Source organism: Spiroplasma endosymbiont of Colias croceus (genome assembly GCF_964020095.1).
Taxonomy (GTDB): domain Bacteria; phylum Bacillota_I; class Bacilli_A; order Mycoplasmatales; family VBWQ01; genus Spiroplasma_E.
This window is the reverse complement of the sequence record NZ_OZ026536.1, coordinates 310,116-331,027: the sequence shown is the minus strand read 5'-3', so window position 1 is coordinate 331,027 and position 20,912 is coordinate 310,116. Positions and strand designations below refer to the sequence as shown.

At 20.5% G+C, this 20,912-nt stretch carries 26 protein-coding genes and 6 pseudogenes; 16 read left to right on the top strand and 16 right to left on the bottom strand.

Annotated features, from left to right (window positions below):
- The first annotated feature begins 88 nt into the window (after positions 1 to 88).
- Both AACL24_RS02025 and AACL24_RS02020 read left to right on the top strand, forming a co-directional pair.
- Positions 89 to 637: a hypothetical protein gene (locus tag AACL24_RS02025; RefSeq protein ID WP_339048335.1), complete on the top strand. Its 549-nt coding sequence runs from the start codon at positions 89 to 91 to the stop codon at positions 635 to 637.
- Positions 630 to 1,250, top strand: a pseudogene (locus AACL24_RS02020) (IS256 family transposase); the annotation flags it as partial. The gene AACL24_RS02025 and the pseudogene AACL24_RS02020, both read left to right, overlap by 8 nt.
- Before the next feature lie 176 nt (positions 1,251 to 1,426).
- On the opposite strand, the gene AACL24_RS02015 reads toward AACL24_RS02020, so the two are convergent.
- The 8 genes and pseudogenes from AACL24_RS02015 to AACL24_RS01980 form a co-directional block, all read right to left on the bottom strand.
- Positions 1,427 to 1,834 (bottom strand): transposase family protein, encoded by a 408-nt coding sequence (locus AACL24_RS02015; RefSeq protein WP_339045908.1) that lies wholly within the window; start codon positions 1,832 to 1,834, stop codon positions 1,427 to 1,429.
- A 23-nt stretch (positions 1,835 to 1,857) separates the two neighbouring features.
- Entirely contained in the window at positions 1,858 to 2,280 is a 423-nt protein-coding gene (locus tag AACL24_RS02010) for a transposase family protein (RefSeq protein ID WP_339045912.1), read from the bottom strand.
- 64 nt (positions 2,281 to 2,344) lie between these two features.
- Positions 2,345 to 3,415 (bottom strand): annotated as a pseudogene (locus AACL24_RS02005) (IS256 family transposase); the annotation flags it as partial.
- Positions 3,416 to 3,497: 82 nt separating this feature from the next.
- Complete coding sequence (locus AACL24_RS02000) at positions 3,498 to 3,869, bottom strand: helix-turn-helix domain-containing protein (protein ID WP_339048329.1); 372 nt, start codon at positions 3,867 to 3,869, stop codon at positions 3,498 to 3,500.
- Positions 3,870 to 4,179: 310 nt separating this feature from the next.
- Positions 4,180 to 4,815: a hypothetical protein gene (locus AACL24_RS01995; protein WP_339048327.1), complete on the bottom strand. Its 636-nt coding sequence runs from the start codon at positions 4,813 to 4,815 to the stop codon at positions 4,180 to 4,182.
- Positions 4,816 to 4,859: 44 nt separating this feature from the next.
- Entirely contained in the window at positions 4,860 to 5,417 is a 558-nt protein-coding gene (locus tag AACL24_RS01990) for a hypothetical protein (protein WP_339048325.1), read from the bottom strand.
- A gap of 59 nt (positions 5,418 to 5,476) precedes the next feature.
- Positions 5,477 to 6,220 (bottom strand): OTU domain-containing protein, encoded by a 744-nt coding sequence (locus AACL24_RS01985; RefSeq protein WP_339048323.1) that lies wholly within the window; start codon positions 6,218 to 6,220, stop codon positions 5,477 to 5,479.
- Positions 6,221 to 6,363: 143 nt separating this feature from the next.
- Positions 6,364 to 7,422 (bottom strand): hypothetical protein, encoded by a 1,059-nt coding sequence (locus AACL24_RS01980; RefSeq protein WP_339048321.1) that lies wholly within the window; start codon positions 7,420 to 7,422, stop codon positions 6,364 to 6,366.
- A gap of 96 nt (positions 7,423 to 7,518) precedes the next feature.
- Between AACL24_RS01980 and AACL24_RS01975 the strand changes: the two genes are divergently transcribed.
- Positions 7,519 to 7,941, top strand: coding sequence for a transposase family protein (locus tag AACL24_RS01975; RefSeq protein WP_339045912.1), 423 nt, complete (start codon positions 7,519 to 7,521; stop codon positions 7,939 to 7,941).
- A 23-nt stretch (positions 7,942 to 7,964) separates the two neighbouring features.
- The gene (locus tag AACL24_RS01970; RefSeq protein ID WP_339045908.1) at positions 7,965 to 8,372 is read left to right on the top strand and encodes a transposase family protein; all 408 of its coding nucleotides are present in this window, start codon (positions 7,965 to 7,967) and stop codon (positions 8,370 to 8,372) included.
- Between the two features lie 187 nt (positions 8,373 to 8,559).
- Here the strand turns inward: AACL24_RS01970 and AACL24_RS01965 are convergent, their stop codons facing one another.
- The 4 genes and pseudogenes from AACL24_RS01965 to AACL24_RS01950 all read right to left on the bottom strand — a co-directional run.
- On the bottom strand, positions 8,560 to 8,811 hold the full coding sequence (locus AACL24_RS01965) for a hypothetical protein (RefSeq protein ID WP_339048319.1): 252 nt from the start codon (positions 8,809 to 8,811) through the stop codon (positions 8,560 to 8,562).
- A gap of 61 nt (positions 8,812 to 8,872) precedes the next feature.
- The gene (locus AACL24_RS01960; RefSeq protein ID WP_339048317.1) at positions 8,873 to 9,583 is read right to left on the bottom strand and encodes a hypothetical protein; all 711 of its coding nucleotides are present in this window, start codon (positions 9,581 to 9,583) and stop codon (positions 8,873 to 8,875) included.
- Positions 9,544 to 9,711: a hypothetical protein gene (locus AACL24_RS01955; RefSeq protein ID WP_339048315.1), complete on the bottom strand. Its 168-nt coding sequence runs from the start codon at positions 9,709 to 9,711 to the stop codon at positions 9,544 to 9,546. The genes AACL24_RS01960 and AACL24_RS01955 overlap by 40 nt, the downstream gene beginning before the upstream one ends.
- A 95-nt stretch (positions 9,712 to 9,806) precedes the next feature.
- Positions 9,807 to 9,905: pseudogene (locus tag AACL24_RS01950) on the bottom strand (IS5/IS1182 family transposase); the annotation flags it as partial.
- 442 nt (positions 9,906 to 10,347) lie between these two features.
- On the opposite strand from AACL24_RS01950, the gene AACL24_RS01945 reads away from it, so the two are divergent.
- The 8 genes and pseudogenes from AACL24_RS01945 (at position 10,348) to AACL24_RS01910 (ending at position 14,342) form a co-directional block, all read left to right on the top strand.
- On the top strand, positions 10,348 to 10,770 hold the full coding sequence (locus tag AACL24_RS01945; RefSeq protein ID WP_339048313.1) for a transposase family protein: 423 nt from the start codon (positions 10,348 to 10,350) through the stop codon (positions 10,768 to 10,770).
- Between the two features lie 23 nt (positions 10,771 to 10,793).
- The gene (locus tag AACL24_RS01940; RefSeq protein WP_339045908.1) at positions 10,794 to 11,201 is read left to right on the top strand and encodes a transposase family protein; all 408 of its coding nucleotides are present in this window, start codon (positions 10,794 to 10,796) and stop codon (positions 11,199 to 11,201) included.
- Between the two features lie 203 nt (positions 11,202 to 11,404).
- A pseudogene (locus tag AACL24_RS01935) lies at positions 11,405 to 11,599 on the top strand (transposase family protein); the annotation flags it as partial.
- Between the two features lie 319 nt (positions 11,600 to 11,918).
- On the top strand, positions 11,919 to 12,341 hold the full coding sequence (locus AACL24_RS01930; protein WP_339046226.1) for a transposase family protein: 423 nt from the start codon (positions 11,919 to 11,921) through the stop codon (positions 12,339 to 12,341).
- A 23-nt stretch (positions 12,342 to 12,364) separates the two neighbouring features.
- Complete coding sequence (locus AACL24_RS01925; RefSeq protein ID WP_339045908.1) at positions 12,365 to 12,772, top strand: transposase family protein; 408 nt, start codon at positions 12,365 to 12,367, stop codon at positions 12,770 to 12,772.
- Between the two features lie 203 nt (positions 12,773 to 12,975).
- Positions 12,976 to 13,170: pseudogene (locus tag AACL24_RS01920) on the top strand (transposase family protein); the annotation flags it as partial.
- Between the two features lie 319 nt (positions 13,171 to 13,489).
- Positions 13,490 to 13,927: a transposase family protein gene (locus AACL24_RS01915; RefSeq protein ID WP_339046404.1), complete on the top strand. Its 438-nt coding sequence runs from the start codon at positions 13,490 to 13,492 to the stop codon at positions 13,925 to 13,927.
- A gap of 7 nt (positions 13,928 to 13,934) precedes the next feature.
- Positions 13,935 to 14,342 (top strand): transposase family protein, encoded by a 408-nt coding sequence (locus tag AACL24_RS01910; protein WP_339045908.1) that lies wholly within the window; start codon positions 13,935 to 13,937, stop codon positions 14,340 to 14,342.
- A gap of 461 nt (positions 14,343 to 14,803) precedes the next feature.
- Here the strand turns inward: AACL24_RS01910 and AACL24_RS15470 are convergent.
- Together AACL24_RS15470 and AACL24_RS01895 are read right to left on the bottom strand one after the other, a co-directional pair.
- Positions 14,804 to 15,882 (bottom strand): annotated as a pseudogene (locus AACL24_RS15470) (IS256 family transposase); the annotation flags it as partial.
- A 389-nt stretch (positions 15,883 to 16,271) separates the two neighbouring features.
- Positions 16,272 to 17,264 (bottom strand): Mbov_0401 family ICE element transposase-like protein, encoded by a 993-nt coding sequence (locus AACL24_RS01895; protein WP_422398076.1) that lies wholly within the window; start codon positions 17,262 to 17,264, stop codon positions 16,272 to 16,274.
- 102 nt (positions 17,265 to 17,366) lie between these two features.
- On the opposite strand from AACL24_RS01895, the gene AACL24_RS01890 reads away from it, so the two are divergent.
- The 4 genes from AACL24_RS01890 (at position 17,367) to AACL24_RS01875 (ending at position 19,837) form a co-directional block, all read left to right on the top strand.
- Positions 17,367 to 18,323: a rolling circle replication-associated protein gene (locus AACL24_RS01890; protein WP_339048307.1), complete on the top strand. Its 957-nt coding sequence runs from the start codon at positions 17,367 to 17,369 to the stop codon at positions 18,321 to 18,323.
- A 225-nt stretch (positions 18,324 to 18,548) separates the two neighbouring features.
- The gene (locus tag AACL24_RS01885) at positions 18,549 to 18,824 is read left to right on the top strand and encodes a hypothetical protein (protein WP_281748222.1); all 276 of its coding nucleotides are present in this window, start codon (positions 18,549 to 18,551) and stop codon (positions 18,822 to 18,824) included.
- Between the two features lie 58 nt (positions 18,825 to 18,882).
- Positions 18,883 to 19,086, top strand: a complete 204-nt coding sequence (locus AACL24_RS01880; protein WP_339048305.1) for a hypothetical protein — start codon at positions 18,883 to 18,885, stop codon at positions 19,084 to 19,086.
- A gap of 217 nt (positions 19,087 to 19,303) precedes the next feature.
- Positions 19,304 to 19,837 (top strand): hypothetical protein, encoded by a 534-nt coding sequence (locus AACL24_RS01875; RefSeq protein WP_339048303.1) that lies wholly within the window; start codon positions 19,304 to 19,306, stop codon positions 19,835 to 19,837.
- A gap of 173 nt (positions 19,838 to 20,010) precedes the next feature.
- On the opposite strand, the gene AACL24_RS01870 is transcribed toward AACL24_RS01875, so the two are convergent.
- Both AACL24_RS01870 and AACL24_RS01865 read right to left on the bottom strand, forming a co-directional pair.
- Positions 20,011 to 20,418 carry a transposase family protein gene (locus tag AACL24_RS01870; protein WP_339045908.1) on the bottom strand — a complete coding sequence of 136 codons (408 nt, stop codon included), beginning with the start codon at positions 20,416 to 20,418 and terminating at the stop codon, positions 20,011 to 20,013.
- A gap of 23 nt (positions 20,419 to 20,441) precedes the next feature.
- Positions 20,442 to 20,864: a transposase family protein gene (locus AACL24_RS01865; RefSeq protein ID WP_339045912.1), complete on the bottom strand. Its 423-nt coding sequence runs from the start codon at positions 20,862 to 20,864 to the stop codon at positions 20,442 to 20,444.
- Between the last annotated feature and the right edge of the window lie 48 nt (positions 20,865 to 20,912).

Sequence of the window (20,912 nt, the reverse complement as noted above, 5' to 3'; positions counted from 1 at the left end):
TGTCCAAAATATAACAATTGACCCAACCAATGGTATTGTTTTAGATGGTTCACAATTATTAACAAACAAAGGAAAATATGTTATTGAATTGCAAGATAATTTAGGAAATCATAACAATATTTATTTACAAATTGCTCCAAAACAAGAAATTGCACATTATTTTGATACAGATAATGGCAAACAATTTGAAAAGTGAGCAAAAGCAAATGGACACGATAACATTCATGGATATTCTGTTCACCAACTAAATAAATTGTTTAAAGAAAGCAAATCATGAATTAAACAAGCAAATGATAATCAACTAGCCAATGCTGTTGCTGATTGATTTAAAACCAAAGGTAATGTTTCTTCAAAACAAATAATTTCAAAAGAACAAATTGTTGAACAATTAAAACAACAAAGACCAAAGACTATCACAATTGATAAATTTGATACAAGTAATTATGATTTAAAAAAAGTTTCATTTGAAATTAAAGGCATGCAATTTCAACCAAATGAGAAAGTTGAAATTGTTATTAAATATGGTTCAGAAAAATCAAATAGTTTCATATTACAAATTCAAAATAATAACCCACCAAACAATAACAGAAAAGGATTAACTGTATTAGCTATTATTACTATTGTTATTGGTAATTAGTCAAATTACTGATGATGTTATTGATGATGTAAAAGCATGGCAAAATCGACCATTAGAAAGTGTCTATCCGATTGTTTATTTTGATTGCATAGTAGTGAAAGTACGACAAGATAAAAGGATTATTAATAAATCAGTTTATATAGCTTTAGGAGTTGATTTAGAAGGTAAAAAAGATGTTTTAGGTTTATGAATTAGTGAAAATGAAGGTGCTAAATTTTGATTAGCAAATTTAACAGAAATGAAAAATCGTGGCTTAAATGATATTCTTATTGCCTGCAGTGATAATTTAACAGGCATGTCAGAAGCAATACAATCAGTTTATCTTAAAACAGAACATCAATTATGCATAGTTCATCAAATTAAAAATAGTTTGAAATATGTCTCATATAAGCATAGAAAATCTCTAGTTGCAGATTTAAAACCAATTTATACTGCATGTAGTGAAGAACAAGCAATGCAGGCTTTAGAATCCTTTGAAAATAAGTGAAATAAACAATATCCTCAAATTGCTAAATCTTGATATAAAAATTGAGATAATTTAATGGTTTTTATTAGTTATCCTGCAGAAATTAAAAGAGTGATTTATAGGACATATTCCGTAATTAAATTTAATTAATTGTCAATAAAATTGTTTTAAAACTATTTAGTGTTATTGAATATAGAAATAAATATTTTTTGAAAAAATAGTTTAAAAAATGAGTTTACATTTTAAACAAAAAATTGTTAATAATATTTTTATATTAACTCGATAAAAATTTAAATTTTAAAAAAATATTTTTAATATTTTTTTTATTTTAATGGTTTTATTTTATTAAAAATTTCACAAAGTAAGTTAAATCTTAAGTACATAAGTCTAAATTTAGATTTTCTACATTTATTTACTAAAATTTTGAATCTTTTCAATCAAGCAAAGACATGTTCAACTTTAATTCTAATTTTAGATACAATCTTATTGTATTTTCTTTCTTGTTTAGTTAATTTTTTATTTTTAGTTCTTTTAATTGGTATTATTGTATTTTTATAAATATTTTGTATACCTTGATATCCTAAATCACCAATAATTATTGTTTTTTCTGAAAATTCAAGATTTGAATTTTTTAATATTTGAAAATCATGCACTTTACCATTATCAGCAAAAATATCAACAATTTTTTTATTAAAAAAATCATATACAATTTGAAATTTTATAGAATACATTCAACTTTTACCAGAAAAATATTCTAACTGTAGTTTTTTTTAGTTGGTCTTTCAATTTCAATCTCAGTTGAATCAATTAAATAAAATTGAAATTCATTTGAATTTTCTTGTTTTTTATCAATTTTTAATTTATATCTTTCTTTTAAAAATTGGTAATCTTTGTGGTTACTAAGTTTATTTTCTACTCAAGTAATATTTCGAAAACAACTTGATGGGCTCATTTTAGATTTAATACTCATTTGAAAAAAAGTATAATATTCTTTTCAGTATAATAAAGTCATCATTAATCTTTCTTCTACTGAAAGTTTATTTTTTCGACCTTTATTTTTTTCTAATTTTTCTATTTCAATTAATTTTTCTAACATTTCATTAAAATGAAAACGTTTTATACCAAAATATCTATAAAATTCTTCATTTTTTAATTTTTTTAAATTTTCAAAAATCATTTTTATCAACACTTTTCTAAATTTATTGTTAATAACAAAATTATAAAATAAATTTTAAAATTATTAATTGACTTTTAAAAAATTTAATTACGGAATATGTCCTATAAATCACTCTTTTAATTTCTGCAGGATAACTAATAAAAACCATTAAATTATCTTAATTTTTATATCAAGATTTAGCAATTTGAGGATATTGTTTATTTCACTTATTTTCAAAGGATTCTAAAGCCTGCATTGCTTGTTCTTCACTACATGCAGTATAAATTGGTTTTAAATCTGCAACTAGAGATTTTCTATGCTTATATGAGACATATTTCAAACTATTTTTAATTTGATGAACTATGCATAATTGATGTTCTGTTTTAAGATAAACTGATTGTATTGCTTCTGACATTCCTGTTAAATTATCACTGCAGGCAATAAGAATATCATTTAAGCCACGATTTTTCATTTCTGTTAAATTTGCTAATCAAAATTTAGCACCTTCATTTTCACTAATTCATAAACCTAAAACATCTTTTTTACCTTCTAAATCAACTCCTAAAGCTATATAAACTGATTTATTAATAATCCTTTTATCTTGTCGTACTTTCACTACTATGCAATCAAAATAAACAATCGGATAGACACTTTCTAATGGTCGATTTTGCCATGCTTTTACATCATCAATAACATCATCAGTAATTTGACTAATAACACTTTCACTAATATCAGCACCATGATATAACTCTTGTAATTGCATTCTAATATCTGATAATGTCATACCTTTTGCATATAAAGAAAGAACTTGTTGATCAAAACCATCAAATCTTCTTTGTCTTTTTGCAACTATTATAGGATTAAAATTACTATTGCGATCTCGTGGTACATCAATCTCAATTTTACCTTGTTGAGTTATTATTTTTTTTGAACTTATACCATTACGAGCATTGTCACTATTACTATGTTGATTCTTTTCATATCCCAAATAATTTTGCATCTCAGAATTCAACATTTTTTCTACTAATCTTTTTGTTAATTCTTTATACAATCCTCCCTCTTTAAAAACTGTTGTTAAATCTTCAGTATTTTCTAATAATAAATCTACTGCTTTTGATATTGGATCATTATTATTAATATTTTGCTTTTTAGCCATCTGTAACTCACTCTTTCTAGTCATTTAATTATATTTACTAGAATTAATTAAACATAGTTATTTTTGTAAGTTACATAGATTACTAAACATTACCGTGGGAGTTTTGATTTTGCTTGTGGTTTTTTCAATTTTGACTGCGGTAGAGATAAGACTTTTCCAAGATTTCAATTTTAGTCTGTAACAATAATAATTCTCTTTCAACGCGTTTTTCATAATTTTTTAATGATTCCTTTGGTTTTTTCTTAAAATCTCTACTCACAGCATTTACCTCTTGTTTTTTAATTTTAATTCTTATTGAAACTAAACTTTTTTCACCTTGCAAGTATCATTTTTGGATTCAAATATAAATTATCTTTCTACTAATTTTATTTTTTTTGCTTAATGTTGTAGCAGATTTACCAGCAAAATATTGTTCTATTATTTTTAATTTTAGTTCCTTATTATATCTGGTCATAAAAAGGGTCTCCTTAATAAGTTAAAACATTGTTTTTTGCAACTTAGAAGTGACCCTTTCCCAAAAGCAAAGATATTCGACAAATATATTACTTTTTGGTGCAAATTATGGCAGTGGTAAAACTTTTGTTATTTGCAAGATTGTAAAGGTAAGTGCAACTAAATTATTTTTCTATCCAAATATTCGATTGGTGAAATATAGTTTAGTATTTTTCTTCGTTTTTGATTTCAAGACAATATAAAATTATGAACTTCATTTTTACAATTCAGGCATCAAAAAATTGCAGAACAAAAATAAACATTACCAATTTTTATTCCTTATTTAATAATGATAATAAAATTTGTTCTGCCTCGCTACTACATAAAGTATCTTCACTAGATAATAAAGTTTCTAAATCTTCATCAGTAAATTGATTTAAGTTTTTTAGTAAATCTTGAATGTTAATAGAACCAACTTTTAAATGTTCAATTATTATATAAGGAATAAAGAATTTTGATACAACAGTAGTATTTATTAATATTTCTCCAAAACATAAAAATGGGTTAAACAAAAGAGAAAAAAGATCAATTGCACTAATTTTTTCTTCTATTAATTGATTTTCATCAGGGTTAGGGTTTCTTATTATATAATTAGTTTCTAATGGTTTTTCTATATTTGGCTCTATACCAATTATTAAAATAGAATGTCCTGAATTTTTTTCTGATATTGTATTAGCTATAATAGGATTATTCATTTTTAAAGAATTTCATATTAAATATTGTAATCATAAAAGCTTTAATTCATTATCAGTTAATAAATTTCAAAATTTATTTTCAAAACTTATATGACTATAATTAAATTTTATGCTATCTTTTATATCTTGATATTTATAAAAAAATCTATAAAGATTAAATAAAAGTAATCCAGAATTTACATCTAAACCAAAATTAACAAAACGATTATACAACTCATCTTGAGATAATATAGTATTATGATTATTTGAAAAATTAACTAAAATATTTTCAAGAACTGCAAGAGAACATCATCATTCTTTTTTTGTCTTTGCATTGGTATTTTCATTATTTTATTTAAATTAATTTTTTTATTTTTTCATTCACCATCTGGTGGTTTTAAAGAAGAAATAAATGTAACTACTATTGTATCTGAATAATATTCAGATTTAATTTCTACATTATTTTGATAAATTTTACTTATATAAATATCTTTAATATCAAGTTCAGGATTTATTTCTTTTAAACGATTTTTAATTATTGATGGAAAAGTATTTGGTATTAAACCCAAATCAGTATTTTTGATAATATCTTTTAAATTTTTAAATTCAGCCGATTCTTTTGAAAGATTAGTTTCAAATTTAATTAATTTTTTACCAATATAATTTGAATTTTCTTTGGAATAAACTTCAGCACTACCATTAGTATCATCAATTTTTTTTATATAAATTTGATTAATATCAAGTTCAGGATTTATTTCTTTTAAACTTTGCAAAATTGTATTTTCACTATTGTCTGATATAAATCCTAAATTAGTATTAACTATAACTTTGGACATATGATTAATATTATTACACTTTCTTTTTTTGTTTTTTTGATATGAATTTAAATGAAATTTTATATATTTTTTACCAATATAATTTGAATTTTTTTTCCATAAACTTCTGTAAGACCTAAATCAGATTTTTCAATGTTAATTATATAAATCTGATTAATATCAAGTTCAGGATTTATTTCTTTTAAACTTTGCAAAATTGTATTTTCACTATTGTCTGATATAAATCCTAAATTAGTATTAACTATAACTTTTTCTAGATTTTCAATTTTATTTGATAAACCAAAATTATAATGATTTCTATTAACATGAAATAATTGTATACTAGTATTTTCATAGTCAATATCTGATTCAATTCTTGCATTATCAACAATAATATTAGTATTTAAAAGATCAGACATTGCTTCAATCTCAATTGTTCCACCTCATTGTCCTGATTCTAACATTCTTGTTAAATAAGATGCAGTCAAATTTTCTTCTGTTGTTGTGGATGGTATTTGAGATGATGATGTTTCATGTTGGAAGATTCTCTCTTCTGCAACAATGGCTTCTCTAAAGCGAGCTCTACTAGGCTGACGATGATTATCATCTAAATGAAGACTTATATATTCAATCACTCTACGACGAAATTGTGTAATTAACATTTGAATATTTGAATTTCTGTATCATTCTTGATTGTTATCAAGATTACTTAAATTAAATTTTTGTAACAATTCTTTAAATTTTTTGAAAAATTTAATTTTTTCTGGACCAAATAACTTAATAAATCTTTTTTTTAAGTTATGATAATCATTTACTACTGGCAATAAATAAGCTGTTGCTACAGACCAAAATAAACAATTTCCATCAGGAATAACATCGTATTGATTATTTTGAAATTTTAATTCTTGAGAATCAAGAATTGTTTCTTCTGATGATTCAATTTTTTTATTTTTATTAGATAAATTAATTAAAATACTGCCTTTATATTTTGAATTTTGTATTGAATTAATTTTAATAGTAGCTTTTTTTTATCAATATCAATAGAAATTTGGTTTTTATCTAATAAAAGATTATTATGATATAAAATGTCTTTAATATTTTTTTCAGTAAGATTAGGTAAATCTTCTAAATTAAAACCAAATGTATTAGTTATAATATCTTTTAAATTAATATGAAGTAAATTTTTTCAACTTGGTCCTGGTTGTGGATCACTACCATCTATCTTTTTTTTACGATTAAATATATCAAAGTCTTGATCATGTTTGAAAAGTTTTGTTTCTTTTTTATCTTTAGTTCTATTATTAAATGTTGTTCAATCAATAACATCATTATTTTTATTAGTAATTTCATTATATTCATTAAAATTTTCTGCTGATCAATATCCTTCTGGATAACCAGTATATGAAGTTATTCGAATGGATTCATTATTTTCTAATTTTTTAGAAATATCATAATAATTACTAAAATTATTTCAAATTAAATAAACAAATGATTTAATTTCTTCTTCATTAAGTTTATAGGTAATATTATATGCTGATGGAAATGTTTCAAATAAATTTGTTAATTTTTCAAGAAAAATATCTTTATCTTCTATCAAAAAAAATAATATATAAATTCTAATTCAAATTAGTTTATTAATTTTAATTTTAATTTTCGATGTTGTTGAATGTTCAACAACATTATATTCATTTATAATAGAATTTTCATTTTTACATTTAAAAAAATTAAATAATTTTATTTTTTCTTTTTTTTCTTTTTCAGTTATTTTTTCTAAATTATTTTTTTCGCCAAAAATTTTTAAAAAATTTTCATTTTTAATATAATTATTTTTATTATCAATATACAATTCAATAATTGTCAATTGTTTATTGCCTATTTTTGATATTAAATTATAATAATGATTAAAATTATTTCAAATATTATGAGCAAAAGCATCAATGTTTCCATCATCAAAGTCTTTAGAAGATAATTTTATACTATTATTCTTTATTTCTGTTATTATTTTTTTAGTTTCTAATATAGACATATTCCGTAATTAAATTTTTTAAAAGTCAATTAATAATTTTAAAATTTATTTTATAATTTTGTTATTAACAATAAATTTAGAAAAGTGTTGATAAAAATGATTTTTGAAAATTTAAAAAAATTAAAAAATGAAGAATTTTATAGATATTTTGGTATAAAACGTTTTCATTTTAATGAAATGTTAGAAAAATTAATTGAAATAGAAAAATTAGAAAAAAATAAAGGTCGAAAAAATAAACTTTCAGTAGAAGAAAGATTAATGATGACTTTATTATACTGAAAAGAATATTATACTTTTTTTCAAATGAGTATTAAATCTAAAATGAGCCCATCAAGTTGTTTTCGAAATATTACTTGAGTAGAAAATAAACTTAGTAACCACAAAGATTACCAATTTTTAAAAGAAAGATATAAATTAAAAATTGATAAAAAACAAGAAAATTCAAATGAATTTCAATTTTATTTAATTGATTCAACTGAGATTGAAATTGAAAGACCAACTAAAAAAAACTACAGTTAGAATATTTTTCTGGTAAAAGTTGAATGTATTCTATAAAATTTCAAATTGTATATGATTTTTTTAATAAAAAAATTGTTGATATTTTTGCTGATAATGGTAAAGTGCATGATTTTCAAATATTAAAAAATTCAAATCTTGAATTTTCAGAAAAAACAATAATTATTGGTGATTTAGGATATCAAGGTATACAAAATATTTATAAAAATACAATAATACCAATTAAAAGAACTAAAAATAAAAAATTAACTAAACAAGAAAGAAAATACAATAAGATTGTATCTAAAATTAGAATTAAAGTTGAACATGTCTTTGCTTGATTGAAAAGATTCAAAATTTTAGTAAATAAATGTAGAAAATCTAAATTTAGACTTATGTACTTAAGATTTAACTTACTTTGTGAAATTTTTAATAAAATAAAACCATTAAAATAAAAAAAATATTAAAAATATTTTTTTAAAATTTAAATTTTTATCGAGTTAATATAAAAATATTATTAACAATTTTTTGTTTAAAATGTAAACTCATTTTTTAAACTATTTTTTCAAAAAATATTTATTTCTATATTCAATAACACTAAATAGTTTTAAAACAATTTTATTGACAATTAATTAAATTTAATTACGGAATATGTCCTATGAAATTATTTTTTCCATTATTTATAAATATTCTAACAATTTGTTCTCAAATTTTTTTTGCTAAAATCAGTGATAATGTTCAAAAATCATTATCTTTATTATATATTTTTTCAACAAAAATATTTTCAATATCATTATCAATGATACTATTATAATTTTGAAATTCTAAAATTTTATTATCATTACTTTTTAAATTTATTTTAAATATTATTTTTTCTCAGTTTTTGTTTGCCAAAATATTATAATAATCTTTTTCTTCAAATAAAACGTTTGCAATTTTTTCAAATTCTGGTATTTTAGGAATAATAGAATTTGAAAAAATAATTAGTTTCAGTAATATAAAATTTTATTTCTCTTATAAATCAATCTTTAAAATCTTCATATTTTTTGTACAAAATATTTTCTAATAATAGTTTTGCGAAATGATTTTCTAAAATGATAATAATATGATCATCTTTTTGATATTTAAATATTATTTTTTTATTTTCATTTAAAACTATTTTTTCTGCATAATCTTTTAATCCTTTTATATCATATTTATCAGAAGAATATGGCTCTATTTTTATTTCTTCTTCTGTTTTTTCACCAATAACTTGAAATAATTTTTTATCATCTTTGATAAACATATTATTTTCAATATATAAATTAATCATAATTTTTTGATTTATTCCTAAATTTAAAAATAAATCACAATATTTAGAAATATTTTTTAAAATTGTGTAAGCAAAAGCATCAATTGCATTATCATCAAAGTATTTTGCAGATAAATTTATATTATTATTTTTGATTTCTGTTATTATTTTTTTAGTTTCTAATATGAAATTATTTTCATTGTTTTGAGAAAATAATTTAATTATGTTTAATAACTTTTCTTTTGATAAAATCAGTGATAATTCTCAAAAATCATTATCTTTATTATATATTTTTTCAACAAAATTCTTTTGATTAAAATTATAATTTTTTAAATTTAAATTATTTCTTTTATTTCTCCTTTTTTTTGTTTTCAATATTCAGATTTAATTTTTCTATTTTCTTCTTCTGTTTCACTAATAGAAGCCAAAGTGGTAACTGAACCATCACCAGTTATTAAAGTTAGACTTCCCATAATTCCAGCAATAATTTTTTTCTTAGACAAAATCACAACCCCCTAAATTTTCTTAATATAATTTTACATTATTCATAAAAATATGTAATAAAGACATATTATAGAACTATTATATTATGATTTTTTTCTGCTGTGGTTATGTAAATTCTATGTCGTATAACTTGAGAATCAACAACAATATGACGTTTTATTCCTGAAATCTTTTTACCAGCATCATAACCTTTATTATTTTCAAAAACTAAAACCAAATATATCATCATTTTTGGATGGGTGACCCTTTCCCTCTTTAAATTTATTTTTTTATTTAATTTTAAATTATCAAAAAAAATTAATTCTTTTATTAATTAATTTTATAATTGGTATCATATTAATTTTGTCATTACCTGCTTTTAAATCATTTATCATATTTGTTTTTATCCTCTAATTTTAAGTTATTTTTTATTTTATTATACTGAATATTTTAATTAATGACTATTTTTTAAAAACATAGTTATATAAAGATTTACATTTTTTTACTATTAAAATTGCTAGTAATTTTAATATTTTTAATAATAATTATACTAAAGACATATTCCGTAATTAAATTTTTTAAAAGTCAATTAATAATTTTAAAATTTATTTTATAATTTTGTTATTAACAATAAATTTAGAAAAGTGTTGATAAAAATGATTTTTGAAAATTTAAAAAAATTAAAAAATGAAGAATTTTATAGATATTTTGGTATAAAACGTTTTCATTTTAATGAAATGTTAGAAAAATTAATTGAAATAGAAAAATTAGAAAAAAATAAAGGTCGAAAAAATAAACTTTCAGTAGAAGAAAGTTTAATGATGACTTTATTATACTGAAAAGAATATTATACTTTTTTTCAAATGAGTATTAAATCTAAAATGAGCCCATCAAGTTGTTTTCGAAATATTACTTGAGTAGAAAATAAACTTAGTAACCACAAAGATTACCAATTTTTAAAAGAAAGATATAAATTAAAAATTGATAAAAAACAAGAAAATTCAAATGAATTTCAATTTTATTTAATTGATTCAACTGAGATTGAAATTGAAAGACCAACTAAAAAAAACTACAGTTAGAATATTTTTCTGGTAAAAGTTGAATGTATTCTATAAAATTTCAAATTGTATATGATTTTTTTAATAAAAAAATTGTTGATATTTTTGCTGATAATGGTAAAGTGCATGATTTTCAAATATTAAAAAATTCAAATCTTGAATTTTCAGAAAAAACAATAATTATTGGTGATTTAGGATATCAAGGTATACAAAATATTTATAAAAATACAATAATACCAATTAAAAGAACTAAAAATAAAAAATTAACTAAACAAGAAAGAAAATACAATAAGATTGTATCTAAAATTAGAATTAAAGTTGAACATGTCTTTGCTTGATTGAAAAGATTCAAAATTTTAGTAAATAAATGTAGAAAATCTAAATTTAGACTTATGTACTTAAGATTTAACTTACTTTGTGAAATTTTTAATAAAATAAAACCATTAAAATAAAAAAAATATTAAAAATATTTTTTTAAAATTTAAATTTTTATCGAGTTAATATAAAAATATTATTAACAATTTTTTGTTTAAAATGTAAACTCATTTTTTAAACTATTTTTTCAAAAAATATTTATTTCTATATTCAATAACACTAAATAGTTTTAAAACAATTTTATTGACAATTAATTAAATTTAATTACGGAATATGTCCAAAGAAAAAGCCTTTAACTAAAGAAGAAAAGAAAAATAATAAGGCTATTTCAAAAATGAGAGTTGTTATTGAACATGTTTTTGCGATTCTTAAAAAATTTAAAATTATTAGTGAAAAATATCGAAATAGAAGAAAAAAATTTGCATTAAGATTTAATTTAATAGCTTCAATTTATAATTTACAATTATTAATTTAAATATATTTGATAATTTAATATTTTATTTTTTTATTTGAAATAATAATTTTTGTTGTATTTTAATGACAAAAAATAAAACATATTTTGAACAATAATTTTTAAAAAATATTAAAAGTGTTATTAAAATAAATTTTTAAACTTAAAAAATGTGATTAATATCATAGTTTTGCAAGAAGTCTAATATATTGAGGTAATGAACGATATAAAAAAGTATTTAAGACATATTCCGTAATTAAATTTTTTAAAAGTCAATTAATAATTTTAAAATTTATTTTATAATTTTGTTATTAACAATAAATTTAGAAAAGTGTTGATAAAAATGATTTTTGAAAATTTAAAAAAATTAAAAAATGAAGAATTTTATAGATATTTTGGTATAAAACGTTTTCATTTTAATGAAATGTTAGAAAAATTAATTGAAATAGAAAAATTAGAAAAAAATAAAGGTCAAAAAAATAAACTTTCAGTAGAAGAAAGATTAATGATGACTTTATTATACTGAAAAGAATATTATACTTTTTTTCAAATGAGTATTAAATCTAAAATGAGCCCATCAAGTTGTTTTCGAAATATTACTTGAGTAGAAAATAAACTTAGTAACCACAAAGATTACCAATTTTTAAAAGAAAGATATAAATTAAAAATTGATAAAAAACAAGAAAATTCAAATGAATTTCAATTTTATTTAATTGATTCAACTGAGATTGAAATTGAAAGACCAACTAAAAAAAACTACAGTTAGAATATTTTTCTGGTAAAAGTTGAATGTATTCTATAAAATTTCAAATTGTATATGATTTTTTTAATAAAAAAATTGTTGATATTTTTGCTGATAATGGTAAAGTGCATGATTTTCAAATATTAAAAAATTCAAATCTTGAATTTTCAGAAAAAACAATAATTATTGGTGATTTAGGATATCAAGGTATACAAAATATTTATAAAAATACAATAATACCAATTAAAAGAACTAAAAATAAAAAATTAACTAAACAAGAAAGAAAATACAATAAGATTGTATCTAAAATTAGAATTAAAGTTGAACATGTCTTTGCTTGATTGAAAAGATTCAAAATTTTAGTAAATAAATGTAGAAAATCTAAATTTAGACTTATGTACTTAAGATTTAACTTACTTTGTGAAATTTTTAATAAAATAAAACCATTAAAATAAAAAAAATATTAAAAATATTTTTTTAAAATTTAAATTTTTATCGAGTTAATATAAAAATATTATTAACAATTTTTTGTTTAAAATGTAAACTCATTTTTTAAACTATTTTTTCAAAAAATATTTATTTCTATATTCAATAACACTAAATAGTTTTAAAACAATTTTATTGACAATTAATTAAATTTAATTACGGAATATGTCCAAAGAAAAATCCTTTAACTAAAGAAGAAAAGAAAAATAATAAGGCTATTTCAAAAATGAGAGTTGTTATTGAACATGTTTTTGCGATTCTTAAAAAATTTAAAATTATTAGTGAAAAATATCGAAATAGAAGAAAAAAATTTGCATTAAGATTTAATTTAATAGCTTCAATTTATAATTTACAATTATTAATTTAAATATATTTGATAATTTAATATTTTATTTTTTTATTTGAAATAATAATTTTTGTTGTATTTTAATGACAAAAAATAAAACATATTTTGAACAATAATTTTTAAAAAATATTAAAAGTGTTATTAAAATAAATTTTTAAACTTAAAAAATGTGATTAATATCATAGTTTTGCAAGAAGTCTAATATATTGAGGTAATGAACGATATAAAAAAGTATTTAAGACATATTCCGTAATTAAATTTTTTAAAAGTCAATTAATAATTTTAAAATTTATTTTATAATTTTGTTATTAACAATAAATTTAGAAAAGTGTTGATAAAAATGATTTTTGAAAATTTAAAAAAATTAAAAAATGAAGAATTTTATAGATATTTTGGTATAAAACGTTTTCATTTTAATGAAATGTTAGAAAAATTAATTGAAATAGAAAAATTAGAAAAAAATAAAGGTCGAAAAAATAAACTTTCAGTAGAAGAAAGATTAATGATGACTTTATTATACTGAAAAGAATATTATACTTTTTTTCAAATGAGTATTAAATCTAAAATGAGCCCATCAAGTTGTTTTCGAAATATTACTTGAGTAGAAAATAAACTTAGTAACCACAAAGATTACCAATTTTTAAAAGAAAGATATAAATTAAAAATTGATAAAAAACAAGAAAATTCAAATGAATTTCAATTTTATTTAATTGATTCAACTGAGATTGAAATTGAAAGACCAACTAAAAAAACTACAGTTAGAATATTTTTCTGGTAAAAGTTGAATGTATTCTATAAAATTTCAAATTGTATATGATTTTTTTAATAAAAAAATTGTTGATATTTTTGCTGATAATGGTAAAGTGCATGATTTTCAAATATTAAAAAATTCAAATCTTGAATTTTCAGAAAAAACAATAATTATTGGTGATTTAGGATATCAAGGTATACAAAATATTTATAAAAATACAATAATACCAATTAAAAGAACTAAAAATAAAAAATTAACTAAACAAGAAAGAAAATACAATAAGATTGTATCTAAAATTAGAATTAAAGTTGAACATGTCTTTGCTTGATTGAAAAGATTCAAAATTTTAGTAAATAAATGTAGAAAATCTAAATTTAGACTTATGTACTTAAGATTTAACTTACTTTGTGAAATTTTTAATAAAATAAAACCATTAAAATAAAAAAAATATTTTTAATATTTTTTTAAAATTTAAATTTTTATCGAGTTAATATAAAAATATTATTAACAATTTTTTGTTTAAAATGTAAACTCATTTTTTAAACTATTTTTTCAAAAAATATTTATTTCTATATTCAATAACACTAAATAGTTTTAAAACAATTTTATTGACAATTAATTAAATTTAATTACGGAATATGTCCTTAGAAAAATCGACAAAAAAGAAGAAATATTTTCTGATTTTCTCCTTGAAGAAAAAATATCAGATTAGTTATTTATGTTGATTTTTAAAGGTTTCAAAATCAGGATATTACAAATGAATTAAAAACGGAATGAATGAATTTAATAAATGAGATAAATTTTTAGCTAATATAATTAAAAATATTTTTTATGAATTTAAAGAAATTTATGGTTATAAAATGATAACTTTATTAATTAACAAAATTTATAATTTAAAATTAAAATTTCATGTTGTATTTGACTATTTACAGATTCAATAGCATTTGTTGTATAAATCACTCTTTTAATTTCTGCAGGATAACTAATAAAAACCATTAAATTATCTCAATTTTTATATCAAGATTTAGCAATTTGAGGATATTGTTTATTTCACTTATTTTCAAAGGATTCTAAAGCCTGCATTGCTTGTTCTTCACTACATGCAGTATAAATTGGTTTTAAATCTGCAACTAGAGATTTTCTATGCTTATATGAGACATATTTCAAACTATTTCTAATTTGATGAACTATGCATAATTGATGTTCGGTTTTAGGATAAACTGATTGTATTGCTTCTGACATGCCTGTTAAATTATCACTGCAGGCAATAAGAATATCATTTAAGCCACGATTTTTCATTTCTGTTAAATTTGCTAATCAAAATTTAGCACCTTCATTTTCACTAATTCATAAACCTAAAACATCTTTTTTACCTTCTGAATCAACTCTAAAGCTATATAAACTGATTTATTAATAATCCTTTTATCTTGTCGTACTTTCACTACTATGCAATCAAAATAAACAATCGGATAGACACTTTCTAATGGTCGATTTTGCCATGCTTTTACATCATCAATAACATCATCAGTAATTTGACTAATAACACTTTCACTAATATCAGCACCATGATATAACTCTTGTAATTGCATTCTAATATCTGATAATGTCATACCTTTTGCATATAAAGAAAGAACTTGTTGATCAAAACCATCAAATCTTCTTTGTCTTTTTGCAACTATTATAGGATTAAAATTACTATTGCGATCTCGTGGTACATCAATCTCAATTTTACCTTGTTGAGTTATTATTTTTTTTGAACTTATACCATTACGAGCATTGTCACTATTACTATGTTGATTCTTTTCATATCCCAAATAATTTTGCATCTCAGAATTCAACATTTTTTCTACTAATCTTTTTGTTAATTCTTTATACAATCCTCCCTCTTTAAAAACTGTTGTTAAATCTTCAGTATTTTCTAATAATAAATCTACTGCTTTTGATATTGGATCATTATTATTAATATTTTGCTTTTTAGTCATCTGTAACTCACTCTTTCTAAGTTTATTATAGAACTAATTAAACATAGTTATTTTTGTAAGTTACACAGATTACTAAACATTACCATGAATTCTAACCTTTTAATATATGAATTCTAACCTTTTAATATATAAATATGTTATAATAATTTTGAATTATAATAAATAGTTGGGAGCATACCGATGTTGTCAATAATATTCAAATTTGTCTTAAAATTATAAAGTTAGACGAGAATAATTTTGACTTCAATATGCAATTGTATGTTAATCTTAACACTTGTAAAATATTAGTCAACAATAATACTTACTTTTATAACTCAAAAATTCTTATTAGCGTTTACTTTAATAAGTTTTATTTTATTTTTAGTTATTTTTAAATTTAAGTTTTTATTTTATAATAACTGGATGGCGGTATTTATTTGATAGCATTTAAAATTAACCATTTTTGTATACATATCAATATTATAGGTTCTATCACCAATCATATGCTTTAAAATTTGTTTAATATTAGTTTCAGTAAAGCAACCAATATTTTCAACTAATGCTTGGTTTAATACGCCATTTTTTGCATTAATAAAATAACCAACTTTTATTTTTTTATATTGTAAAGTTAGTGATTGTAAAAAATCAATTAATTCATAATATTGACCTTTGGAAAATAAATTTATTGCATTTTCATAATGTAATTTAGCAATTTTATTTTTTCTTCTTCCGGCCATTATACCAAGAAATAAAACATGAAAAGCATGGAATTTATCTAAAATAAATTTAGCATTTAAAATTGTAGCAGTTTTTCTAATTCATTTTGCACTATCTCCACAAACTATTAAATTTGCTTGGTCAAAGTTTTCAAAATATAAATTACCATATTTTTCAATTAATTTAACTGTTTTTTCTGCACCAATTTCTGTTTTTGATACTCTTATTTTACATACAGCTCTTTTATTAATTAATTTTCCATTTTTCTTTTTACCAGTACAAAATACTAATAATCTCATAGAACATTTTTTACAATTTTTAGTATTATGCTTTTCATTAAACTTAAATTTTCTATGACCATCATCAATATTTATATATAAAGTTTGATTTGGTTGCAATACTATTTTAGGGATATTAATTTTTGGTAATTGAAATTTTTGATATGTTCTACAAACTGTACTATTACTTATTAAACCTTCAATAAAAGTATCACAAACATCACGATATTTTTTACCATCAGCAAAATATTTTAAAATTTGTTTAATAACATTTGGTGCAAGTTTGCTATATTTTTTAACACCAAGATAGTTATCTAATAAAGATACGTATTCAGTTTTTTGTTTTTCTATGTTATAATATGTACAAATACGTCGTTTATAATTTAATAAGCCTTTTTTTGCTTTTAATTAAGTATCATTTTTGTTTTGTGTTTGCTTTTATAATTTTTTATGTTAAGATTTGTTTGTTATTAAATATATAAAATAAATGAACGGCTAGATTTTTTATATATGGATATTCAGCAAAATTTTTATATTAAAAAAGTTTTTTATGCTTCTTATGTTAAAAATGTAATTTTACCTGTTTCTTTTTTAAGTAATGTTGGAAATATTAGGGGTAAATCTTATGTTGGTAATAAACAAAAGTTAAGAAATAATACTTCTCGTACTAAAACTAATTTGATACAAAAAGCATTACATAATTTTTGTGATAGTCAAATGTTAAGTTTTCTTACTTTAACTTATAAAGATAATATGCAAGATATTAGAAAAGCAAAAAAAGATATTCGTTTATTTTTTATTAAATTAAAGAAATGATGAAATGACCCTAAACGTTCTAAATATCTAGGTGAATTAAAACATTTTTATGTTTATGAATATCAAACTCGTGGAGCAGTACATTTTCATATATTGTTTAATCGTAAAATACCTTACAGTATGATAATTGATTGATGACCACATGCTGAAAAACAAGGAATTAAGTTAATTGTTGTTAAAAAAGGTACAAATGAGTTTGTTATTAAATATTTAGGTAAATATGTTACAAAAGCATTAGATGATGTTAAATCTTTAAATCAAGCAGATATAGGTATAAAGGCTTATGCTTTTAGTCGTAATTGTAAAAATCCGATTGTAGTTCGTGGAATTAAAAAAATGAAAATTCAAGATATAATTAAAGCAAGTTTTAATGCAACAAATGTATTTTATTTTAAATCTCAAAAAGATGGTAATGGTGATACTGTTATGATTGGTGGTATTATTGAAAGTACTATTGTAAATGATTATTTTAAAGATTATGATGATTATGAAAAATATGTATATTTAAGTGCTTTGTCGCATAATTATTATTTACGGACTAGTGAAATTGGTTATTTAATTCAAAGAGATAAAGATGTTTTGAATTGGGCGGAAAAAGTTTTTGGTAATAAAGTTGAAAAAATAGATTTTAAGAAAAGAGTTTTACATTAGGAAAAAAAATATTTTTTTTCTATAATTTTACTTGTATATATATATATATATATATATAATGCTTAATAGGTTAATGTATTACCTAGCCGTGTACATTAGCCAATTTTTTTATTTTTATTGTATTTTTATAATTTTGTGTTATATTATTAATAAGTATAGGTTTACCCTACTATACTCAATATATGTATTTTTAGATACATTACGGCTAGGAGTTGATTTTTTTTTATGTTTAAAGTTCAATTAGTTAATATTGAAAAAGGGCGTATTATTCCCGATAAAAATAATAAAGGTCAAACATTAAAGTTTGATGTTTTGAAATTTGTAGAAATAAACAAACAAACAAGCGTGCCAACTGGCCAAACACGTGATAAATGATATAATCCGGAATTTGCAAGTGATTTTAATAATTGTTTATCTACTGTTGATTTAAAAGTTGGTAATTTTTATTCACTTGAACTTGATTTAAGCGGTAATATTAAAAAACTTTCTAATTGAAAATAGTTATTTATTAAAAGGGTAATTTTAAATAATTATTTATGTTAGGAGTTAATTTTAAATTATGGCTAAAAATAATAATTGTTCATGTGAACAATCATTTCATTTAGCAATTTATATGTGTAAACTTTGTGACCAAGTTATTTGTCCTAAAAGAGTTTTACAAAACTTATATACTAAAAATTATTATTGTCCAAATTGTATATTAGATATTGCTTTAAATAAATCAATGAGACAGCAAGAGAGTAAGTTAAATTATGAGACATAAGTGTAGTGATTGAACTTATGAAAGAGTATATGGTTGTGAAATATGTTTTGGTGTAGCGAATGAAATGGAACGAATAAGAAAAGAAAATAAAAGAAAAAAGTAAAAATTAAATAAGGGGCTTATATATGGATTATATATATTTCATTAAGCCCCAATGGATTAGATTATAATTCATAAATAAGCTCCTTATTAGTATATAAAGTAAGGAGTTTTATTTATGCCTAATGAGTTGGAACAAACAAGTAATTATACTTTAACTAAATTAGTTAGAACTGGGTTAAGTCTATTGACTGCTATGGTAGGAGTTAGTGCTTATTATGGTCAATATTTAAGAGACCCAATTTTAGGTTCTATTAATTCTTTGTTATTTAGTAAAAAGTTAGGATTTGATATATGGAATATTAATCAAAGACCTACTACTAGAAATAAAGTGATTAATAGTTATAAAAAAATATTTTTAGGACTAGGAACAATTGGTTTAATAAATTATGCTAAGTTTGTTCAGTATATAGATAAGTCAGTTTTTTTATTAAGAGATGAACCTTGTTTTTGACCACCATGCCCTACTGAACCACCAAGACCAACATATCCACCATTTACAACTTTTAAACCAATAATTGATGTTCCTTTTGTAGATTGAGATACTTATATATCTTTAAATAGTTTTGGTATAGCGAATGTTATTAGTGGTTTAACTGAGTTAATACCTAATAGGTTTCAAAGGACATATTCCGTAATTAAATTTAATTAATTGTCAATAAAATTGTTTTAAAACTATTTAGTGTTATTGAATATAGAAATAAATATTTTTTGAAAAAATAGTTTAAAAAATGAGTTTACATTTTAAACAAAAAATTGTTAATAATATTTTTATATTAACTCGATAAAAATTTAAATTTTAAAAAAATATTTTTAATATTTTTTTTATTTTAATGGTTTTATTTTATTAAAAATTTCACAAAGTAAGTTAAATCTTAAGTACATAAGTCTAAATTTAGATTTTCTACATTTATTTACTAAAATTTTGAATCTTTTCAATCAAGCAAAGACATGTTCAACTTTAATTCTAATTTTAGATACAATCTTATTGTATTTTCTTTCTTGTTTAGTTAATTTTTTATTTTTAGTTCTTTTAATTGGTATTATTGTATTTTTATAAATATTTTGTATACCTTGATATCCTAAATCACCAATAATTATTGTTTTTTCTGAAAATTCAAGATTTGAATTTTTTAATATTTGAAAATCATGCACTTTACCATTATCAGCAAAAATATCAACAATTTTTTTATTAAAAAAATCATATACAATTTGAAATTTTATAGAATACATTCAACTTTTACCAGAAAAATATTCTAACTGTAGTTTTTTTTAGTTGGTCTTTCAATTTCAATCTCAGTTGAATCAATTAAATAAAATTGAAATTCATTTGAATTTTCTTGTTTTTTATCAATTTTTAATTTATATCTTTCTTTTAAAAATTGGTAATCTTTGTGGTTACTAAGTTTATTTTCTACTCAAGTAATATTTCGAAAACAACTTGATGGGCTCATTTTAGATTTAATACTCATTTGAAAAAAAGTATAATATTCTTTTCAGTATAATAAAGTCATCATTAATCTTTCTTCTACTGAAAGTTTATTTTTTCGACCTTTATTTTTTTCTAATTTTTCTATTTCAATTAATTTTTCTAACATTTCATTAAAATGAAAACGTTTTATACCAAAATATCTATAAAATTCTTCATTTTTTAATTTTTTTAAATTTTCAAAAATCATTTTTATCAACACTTTTCTAAATTTATTGTTAATAACAAAATTATAAAA